This window comes from Calothrix sp. CBUCES-K 9914 (genome assembly GCF_059640475.1).
On the sequence record NZ_JBXXZH010000522.1, the window covers coordinates 1 to 1,933 of the forward strand.

General features: G+C 37.0%; 2 protein-coding genes. One reads left to right on the forward strand and one right to left on the reverse strand.

Annotation, left to right across the window (positions count from 1 at the left end):
• Positions 1–218: 218 nt before the first annotated feature.
• Positions 219–737: a COP23 domain-containing protein gene (locus AC2JBO_RS44735; protein WP_496960052.1), complete on the reverse strand. Its 519-nt coding sequence runs from the start codon at positions 735–737 to the stop codon at positions 219–221.
• Positions 738–1,450: 713 nt separating this feature from the next.
• Between AC2JBO_RS44735 and AC2JBO_RS44740 the strand changes: the two genes are divergently transcribed.
• Positions 1,451–1,675, forward strand: coding sequence for a hypothetical protein (locus tag AC2JBO_RS44740; protein WP_496960053.1), 225 nt, complete (start codon positions 1,451–1,453; stop codon positions 1,673–1,675).
• Positions 1,676–1,933: the final 258 nt, after the last annotated feature.

A 1,933-nucleotide genomic window follows, 5' to 3' on the forward strand; every position in this document is an offset into this window, starting at 1 on the left:
AAAGTGTGTAATGGTATTTCATTTGCTCACATTACTCCTAAATATTTACTAGCCAATATGAAGGATTGAATCAAAGTAGATAAGTCCGAGCGTAGGGTAGGACAGGCAAGATGCCTATCCTACGGGTTTAGATTTTCTTTAAAAGCATTCTCTACATACGTGAATTTATTTGCTGCAATCACGCTTTTAGTCAATTACAAGTAGTAAGTAAACAATTGCTAGCGTTCAGGCTGCAAGTTACGTCTATATACATCAAAATCGACATATACATGAGAGTTATCACCACTCTGGTTGAGTATCGTTGCTGATGCCAGAGCTTTGGGTTCTAAAAGCTGTTCTACAACGGCTCTTGAATCCTGACCGCGCGATAGCGTAAATAGCATATTATTTGCTGTACAAGTGTCATAGGTATTCGCAACAGCACAAACTACTGGGTATCCATTAACTGTTCCATTGGTAATGGTTTTGAGATTACCGTTGTCATAGTTACGCTGAAATCGTCGTGAAACCTGCTGACAACGCTCAAACGCCGTCAGTTTTGGAGACAAGCTTGTAAGCCAACTAATTATTGGCTTCTTACCCTCATCCTGGTAACGTACATATGTTTTAGGTACACCATTGTTCTTTTCACAAAAAAACGTAGGGCTATTGGCGCGGCTAGGTTGATTGAGAGTTACAGAGACAGTAGATATGCTCAGTAAGACAATCGTAGAGACTTTTGCAATCTTAGTTAACATAGCATTGAGCAATTCCTGAATAAGATGTGCTTAACCGACCACAAGTTTCTCTATACTGGCGTTTTCAGTATACGAAAAGCTACATCTAAATATTTGCACGATTTTGCGAATATGCTTAGATATATCAATAAATCTATAAATTTTCTTCAATATTGAATAAATTGAACATATTGAGGGTGTTGAAAATATTGAATAAATTGAAAATGTTGAAGATACTGAAGAAAAAAAGTATAAAGTTCATTTAGATCACAATACTACTCGGTTAAGAGTAAAATCCCCCCAACCCCCCTTGTTAAGGCTTACAAAGGTAGGTATTTTGGATTTGGTCGTTTTTTCCCTATTTCAGCGGGCGCCCAAACGCTGAAACAACGAAACCTCGTTTAGTAATTGAGAATTTTCTCAACTATTTGCTCGATTCAAAAAAACCTACCCTTGAAAGCCTTGTTAAGGGGGGCTAAAAGCACCTCTTTTTCCCCCCTTATTAAGGGGGGTTAGGGGGGATCAATTTCTTATCCGAGCAGTATTGATTTAGATCAGTCAAAATAATTTAATGATTATTGTATTGTTTAATACAGTTTTATAATAGTAGGGTATGTGGATGCAAAATCAAAAGCTAGGAGGACGTTACGAGATAATTAAGTCACTGATGCCAGGTGGCTTCGGTGTAACTTTTCTAGCTTGTGATACTCAAAGACACGGGAATCCTCAGTGTATTGTCAAATATCAGAAAGCGTAAATCAGATAATAAAATAGTACTAATTGATTTCGGCGCCAATTTGATTAAAGTTTCTATAACTGGAAAGACTACTGCTCGACTTCAAGAAGCTAATTTATTTGAACAAGTTGATGAATGTGCAGTAATAGGGATTAAATTACTTCATCGAAAATTAGTGCCAGTTCAAAGCATGAAAATAAAAAAAGTAAAGAAGACTAATTAGAAATGAATGAGTTTCAAGTTCGCGCTCTCATTATAGGTATTATAGGTTCATGACTATTGAGGCGCCGATTACACAGTTCCTGTTCTAATGAAGTACATCAGGGCGGGCAAGGATGCCCGCTCCACAAGGTATTTACTAATACAACCTGTACCTAACTCACGTAAATATGATTGTAGGACAGGCGAGACGCCTATCCTACGGTATTATTTTTGTAGTTCTGTTATGTAATAAATTGCATCTTTGTAGTATTCTGTTTGA